This is a genomic window from Arthrobacter sp. 135MFCol5.1 (genome assembly GCF_000374865.1).
In the GTDB taxonomy this organism is placed as follows: Bacteria; Actinomycetota; Actinomycetes; order Actinomycetales; family Micrococcaceae; genus Arthrobacter.
In genome coordinates this window covers 429,472-435,727 of sequence record NZ_KB895453.1, presented here as the reverse complement: position 1 = coordinate 435,727, position 6,256 = coordinate 429,472, and the positions used below count along the sequence as shown (strand labels likewise).

4 protein-coding genes and 1 pseudogene are annotated in these 6,256 nt (G+C 67.3%); all 5 read right to left on the bottom strand.

The features are described from left to right. A pseudogene (locus tag C563_RS22755) lies at positions 1 to 197 on the bottom strand (HNH endonuclease signature motif containing protein); the annotation flags it as partial. A gap of 146 nt (positions 198 to 343) precedes the next feature. Next, on the bottom strand, positions 344 to 991 hold the full coding sequence (locus tag C563_RS0105645) for a uracil-DNA glycosylase (protein ID WP_018761071.1): 648 nt from the start codon (positions 989 to 991) through the stop codon (positions 344 to 346). A 21-nt stretch (positions 992 to 1,012) separates the two neighbouring features. Beyond that, positions 1,013 to 1,993, bottom strand: a complete 981-nt coding sequence (locus C563_RS0105640; protein ID WP_026264396.1) for an aldo/keto reductase — start codon at positions 1,991 to 1,993, stop codon at positions 1,013 to 1,015. 51 nt (positions 1,994 to 2,044) lie between these two features. Beyond that, positions 2,045 to 3,409, bottom strand: coding sequence for an LssY C-terminal domain-containing protein (locus tag C563_RS0105635; RefSeq protein WP_081624116.1), 1,365 nt, complete (start codon positions 3,407 to 3,409; stop codon positions 2,045 to 2,047). A 20-nt stretch (positions 3,410 to 3,429) separates the two neighbouring features. Beyond that, entirely contained in the window at positions 3,430 to 6,255 is a 2,826-nt protein-coding gene (locus tag C563_RS0105630; protein WP_018761068.1) for a molybdopterin-dependent oxidoreductase, read from the bottom strand. Position 6,256: the final 1 nt, after the last annotated feature.

Below are 6,256 nucleotides of genomic sequence, written 5' to 3'. Positions count from 1 at the left end.
GCCCGCGCCTTCAAACCAGCGACCCGGGCCTCCACCTCACGGACACCGGCCAGAACATCAAGGCAACCATCCGCCAACCCAGCCAACGGATCAGCAGCAGAGAACGGCTCGGCTCCCGCTCCGTCCACCTCGGCAACCAACACCGCAAGGGCAGCACGAATATCCGCCAACGCCCCCACCACCGCCGCTTTCCCCATAAACCCATCATCACAAGGGGGTACGACATTCAAGGTCCGAGATTTAGGGGCCGGCCACGACAACCGGTCACCCAAAGAAGGCAGATTAAGTTTCGACAAACCAAACCACCGGCTCCCGGTTTCGGCAAGCTCAACCACCGGTGCCCTCAACCACCAGCGGCGAGCAGTTCCTCCAGCCCTTGTTTGAAGCCCGAGCGGCCGCCGTGGGCCGGATGCCTGATCTTGGGCGCAGCCACCCCGCTGCGTTGCAGGCTGTGCTGGGCCACGTTGCCCACCGCAACGATGGAGCTGATCCCAAACAATCCGGCCAGTTCCTGCCAGAAGGGCGTGCCGAGTTTGGTTTCGGACGGCTTGGGCGTGCGGTTGGACCACGGCTTGCCGGGTTGGTGCGGGTGCCAGGGGAAGGCACTCCACAGCAGTGGGAGGAAATTTACTTCTTCCAGGACCTGCCACAGCACCGTTGCCGTTGGCTCGGCAGCTACCCCAGCAGCTTCGGGCGGCACAACGTACCCCTTGCCCGGGCCAAAGAGCCCAAAGCTGTTAAGCGGGCCCTCCAGGATGGTCCGGTTGGTAAACGGCACGCCGGTAATACGCATGCCCCTGAAACCCGGCGCCTCCCCCAGCAACAGCACGCCGGGCTGCCGGTCCCGCATTTCCTGCAAATAAATCTCCAGGTTCCGGCGGCGCAGCGCATTCTCCGGCGCCGCGTCGGAGAAGAAGTTGGTGCAGGCCGGTCCGGTTTCCGCGGCTGCCAGCCGCGCCACGAACTCCTTGATGCCGCTGCCGGAACGCACGCCGATACCTGCGGACAGGTATTACCAGCGGGGGTGGATGGCCTCGCGGAAGTAGTGGTCGTAGATCCAGCGGACCCCGTCGTCGAACTCCTTGCCAACACTTACACCGGCAGCGGCGGCGTTGCCCTGGGCCTGCTCCACGTTGCGCGCGCCGGGAATGACGGAGCTGACGCCGTCCTGCGCCGCAATCCAGGCGATGGCGGCCTGTGCCGTGGTGGCCCCGGCGGGCACCAGTTGCTCGAACTCCGCCACGGCCTTCAGGCCCAGCTCAAAGTCGACGCCGGAGAAGGTCTCTCCCACGTCGAACGCTTCGCCGTGGCGGTTGTAGTTCCGGTGGTCGTTCTCCGCGAAGGTGGTGTCCTTCGAGTACTTTCCGGACAGCAGGCCGGAAGCGAGCGGCACCCGGGCGATGATGCCCACGCCGGCAGCCTTGGCCGCGGGGAGGACTTCATCCAGCGGCTTGAGCCGGAAGGCGTTCAGGATGATCTGTACCGATGCGGTCCCTTCGTGGCGGATCGCCTCCAGCGCCTCGTCCGTTCGTTCCACGCTGACACCGTAGTTGCGGATGGCGCCTTCGGCGACCAGCGTGTCCAGCGCGTCATACACCTCGTTGTTGCTGTAGACGGCACTTGGCGGGCAGTGCAGCTGGACCAGGTCGAGGGTTTCGGTGCCTAGGTTCTTCCGTGAGCGGTCCACCCACTGGCGGAAATTGGCCAGTGAATAGTTTTCCGGCCGCTGCTCCATCCGGCGGCCCATCTTGGTGGCAACGGTGACGCCGTGCCCCGGGTTGTCCGCGAGGAACTTCCCGATGGCCTGCTCGCTCTTTCCGTCGCCATAGACATCGGCCGTGTCAAAGAAGGTGACGCCTGCCTCCACGGAGGCGGCGAGGATGGCCTGGGCCTGTGCCGGGTCCACGGTGCCCCAGTCCGCGCCGAGCTGCCAGGTGCCCAGCCCCACGATGGAGACGTTCCGTCCGGTCTTACCTAAAATCCGCTGTTCCATCCCCTGACTATATGGGTTTGGCGTAAAGCTGGGTGAATCCTCCGAAGGAATTTAGCTGCCCGGCACCGGTACGCCGCCCAAAGACCCGGGGTGCCCCAGGGCGCCCGTCCGCCGCCGGGCGAAGGTCCTGGACCGTTCGCTGGAGAGTGCGAGGATCAGCAGGATGTCCAGCGACAAGCTGACCAGCGTGGTGCCCAGCGTGATGGGCGGTCCGCCCGAGGCAGTGGTGGCGAATTGGGTGATGATGGAAAGGCTCCCCAGTGTCATGGCAGTTACCCGGGCGCGGTTTCCGCCCCGGGCGATGAACCATGCAAGGAGGAACTCAGCGAGGGCGAAGACCCCCATGACGATGGCCCCCGGAAGCAGTGCCCCGGACACGTCCAGGTCGCCGGCGGAACCGCCCAGGAGCGGAGGCGCCAGGGTTTCGTCGGATGCGGCGGCCAGGAGCAGGAAAGCCAGGAAGAGGGCGGCGAATCCCCTGCATGTGACCAGGACTGCCCCGAAGAGAGTGGGCAGTGGCCGCCGCTCCTTCGCAGCCTGCACCCGGGCCGGTCCAGGACCAGCCGCCGGTATCCGGGTGAGGTCCACAATGGGCAGGTCGCCGTCGGTCATGATGTTGTCCCCTCCCCCGTTCCTGGAGTGGTAGCCGGTGGAGAAGTCCTTGATGATCGTCACGGCCGCTTCCGGCGCAGCCGCTTGGATGGACCCCACCACGTAGTCCCGTTCCTCGTCGATGCCTGGGGCGATTTTGTGCGTTACCTGCAGCGTGAACAGGGAAAGTCCCACGGCCCTGTCGTAGGTCCCGGCGGCGAGCCAGTCCACCGGGATGCCCCCGGGAAGCAGCCAGCCCGGGGGTACCTTCCAAAAGCGGATGTGGTGGCGTTTGCCTGGGTTGCCGTCCACCTCCTGCTGGTAGGCGAAATCCTGCTGGCGGCCAAAAAGGAACAGTGGACTCACCGGCGCCTCGTCGTAGCTGCGCCTGGTCAGCGTGGAAGTGATGATGCGGCGGCTTGAGGCGAAGGTCACCGGATCGGCGAGGGTCCATCGGGCCTGCCGCATGGCTGCATGGATTTGGGCCTCCCGGCCACGCAGGGCCACGTTGACCGGGTCCCCAAGCAATCCGTCGCTGGTGCGCGAACGGCCAATGAAGTAGTCGGGCAGGTAGATCCTGGTGAGGATGCGGTGCAGGCGGGGAAGCACCAGGTAGGCAAGCGCTGCCCAGAAGACCACCAGGACCCAGATGTGCGGCCATTCCAGGCTCGACTGCAGGAGCAGCACGGCAAACCAGATCGAGCTGAGGCCGCTGAACGTAAAGAACAGCCGGTCGACCACGGTGTCCGCCGCGGCCGTGGCGGCGGGCGCGGGGCCCGGCATGCCTCCGTCCCGGCCCGCATCCATGGCTGTCTCGCCCGTCATGGCCACAGGCTACACCTGGATTACCGCACCGCGCCCGCCTCAGCCGGAACGAGGCCTGCTTCCTTCAGCCCCAGGTAGATCCGGTCCCGGGCGATGGGAAGCTGCGCGAAGCGGACTCCGGTGGCGTTCCTGATGGCGTTGGCGAGCGCCGGGGCCACGGGGTTGAAGGGACTCTCGCTCATCGATTTGGCGCCGAGCGGGCCCAGCGTGTCATTGGTGTCCGCGAAGTACACCTCGCTGCGCGGCACGTCCGCAAAGGTCGGGATGTGGTACTGACGCAGGATGTCGGTGGTGACCTTGCCGTCGTCGTTCACCACCACTTCCTCGTAGAGCGTGGCACCAATGGCCTGGGCGATCCCGCCTTCGATCTGTCCACGGCACTGTCGCGGGTTGACCACCACGCCGGCGTCGGCCGCCTGGACGCTCTGCAGGATTTTCAGCTCGCCGGTGCCGCGGTTCACCGCCACCCGGAACCCGTGCACGTTGAAGGCAACCGAACGCGGCGTGCCGCCCCAGCGTCCTTCGGCGGCGAGGTCGACGCCGGCTTCCTCGGCGGCCTGCGCCAGCTCAGCAAGTGCCACGCGGGTTCCGTCGACCACCACGGCGTCGCCGTCGAGGACGCACGCGGAGGCCTGCGTTTGGCGGATGCCGGCCGCGAACGCCCGGATCCGGACGGCCAGCTCTTCGGCAGCTTCAAGGGTGGCCTTGCCGGCCACCACGGTTCCGGCCGAACCGAACGCGCCCGTGTCGTGCTCCACCAGGTCCGTGTCCGATTGCCGCACCGCCACCCTGGATGCCTCCGTGGACAACGCCGTGGCGGCAAGCTGGGCATGCACCGTGGTGGTCCCGTTTCCGAACTCGGCGGTCCCGACGTCGGCCTGGTACGTTCCGTCCGGCAGGAGCCGGAGCCGGGCATGGGCAAAGTGGCCACGCGGCGGGACGGTATCGATCATGGAGAGCGCCGCGCCTTCGCCCACCATCCAGTCCGGCCCGAGGTCCTCAAGCCCAGCCTGCCGGTAGCGTTCGCTGCCCCGGTCCAGGGCGTCCCGGACCAAGTCCAGGCACTGGTCCAAACCGTAGCTTCCGTAGAGGACGTCCTCCTCCGGCTGGGGCTGGGTGGACAGCATGTGGTCCCCTTCCCGGACCATGTTCCGGCGGCGGAACTCGAGCGGATCCATCCCGATCCCGGCGGCCAGCTCATCCATCGCGGACTCGATCGCAAAAATCATCTGGCTGAGGCCGTAGCCGCGGAACGCGCCGGCCGGGACGGTGTTGGTGTAGACCGACTGGGCGTCCACCTTCTTGTTGGCGCACTTGTAGACCGCCAGCGATTCACCGCAACCATGGAACATGACGCCTGGGCCGTGGTTGCCATAGGCGCCGGTGTTGGTCACCACGTCCAGTTGCAGGGCTGTCAGCCGGCCGTCCTTGGCGGCACCGGCTTTCAGCTTGATGGTGAAGGGGTGCCGGGTTGTGGTGGCGGTGAACTGTTCCGTGCGGGTCAGTTCCAGCTGGACCGGCCGCTTCAGTTTCAGGGCCGCGAGCGCCACGAGGTCCTCGGTGAGGACTTCCTGCTTGCCGCCGAATCCGCCACCCACGCGTCCGGCCACCACGTGCACGCGGTCCTCTTCGAGCCCGAACACCCGGCACAGCGTGCGGCGGACCAGGAACGGGACCTGGCTGGAGGTGCGGACCTGCAGCCGCCCGTCGTCGTCTACGGTGGCGATGGCCGCATGGGTTTCCAGGGCGACGTGCTGGACCCTCTGGGTCTGATAGGTCTGTTCGTGGATGAAGTCGGCGCCCGCGAAGCCGCCGGCGACGTCGCCCAGTTCCGAGTGCAGTTCAGCCACCACGTTCCGCTCCGGGCGGGAGATGCGCGCTTTCACGGCATCCTTGTCTCCGTGGACCAGGGGGGCACCAGGCAGCAGCGCTTCCTGCGGCGAGAAGACGGCGGGAAGTTCCTCATATTCCACCTGGAGTGCGCGGACACCGGCTTCCGCGGCGGCCACCGATTCAGCCACGACGGCGGCCACCCGCTGCCCGATGAACCGCACCACGTCATCGAGCACCCTGGTATCGTCCGGGTCGTCAGTGAAGAGTTCGTGCTGGGCGGTGGAGAACAGCTGCTCCGGGGCGTCCTCGGAGGTGAAGACCGCCACCACGCCTGGCACGTTCAGCGCTGCGTCCTTGGCGATGGAAAGCACCCGGGCGTGCGGGTGCGGGGAACGGAGGATCTTCAGGTGCAGCAGCCCTTGCTGCTCCTCTTTGGGCAGGTCCAGGGTGTAGCGGGCAGCGCCCGTGACTACGGCGCGGCTGGCTGGAGCCGGGACGTCGTCACCCAGCCGGCCCGGCGCAGGATCCGGTTGCCCCTCCCCTGCGATGCCGGAGCCCGGCCCCTCGGGATCAGGGTGCCCGGGGTGCCCGCAGACGGCGTCGGCGATGGCGCGGTAGCCCGTGCACCGGCAGAGGTTGCCTTTGAGGTTCCGGGGCAGGTTGTCCTTTTGGGCGTCGTCGAACGAGGCCGCCGTCATCACCATGCCGGCCGTGCAGAAGCCGCACTGAAACCCCTGCCGCTCCATGAACTGCTGCTGCACCGGATGCAGGGGGCCGCCGGCGGTACCGGCCAGCCCCTCAATGGTGGTCACCGAGCGCCCCTCGGCCCGGACGGCGGGATAGATGCAGCTGTGAACGGGCGTGCCGTCCACATGTACCGTGCATGCGCCGCAGTCGCCGCCGTCGCAGCCCTTCTTGACGCCGGTGTTGCCCTGCTCCCGCAGGAACGTCCGCAGGCATTGGCCGGGGCGCGGAGCCGCCCCGGACGCGGTGCCGTTGATCTCGATGCCCATG

Bases quoted from the DNA above. Each gene is read 5' to 3' on its own strand.
- C563_RS0105640 (WP_026264396.1), bottom strand. From the start codon at position 1,993: ATGGAACAGCGGATTTTAGGTAAGACCGGACGGAACGTCTCCATCGTG.
- C563_RS0105635 (WP_081624116.1), bottom strand. From the start codon at position 3,409: ATGACGGGCGAGACAGCCATGGATGCGGGCCGGGACGGAGGCATGCCG.
- C563_RS0105630 (WP_018761068.1), bottom strand. From the start codon at position 6,255: ATGGGCATCGAGATCAACGGCACCGCGTCCGGGGCGGCTCCGCGCCCC.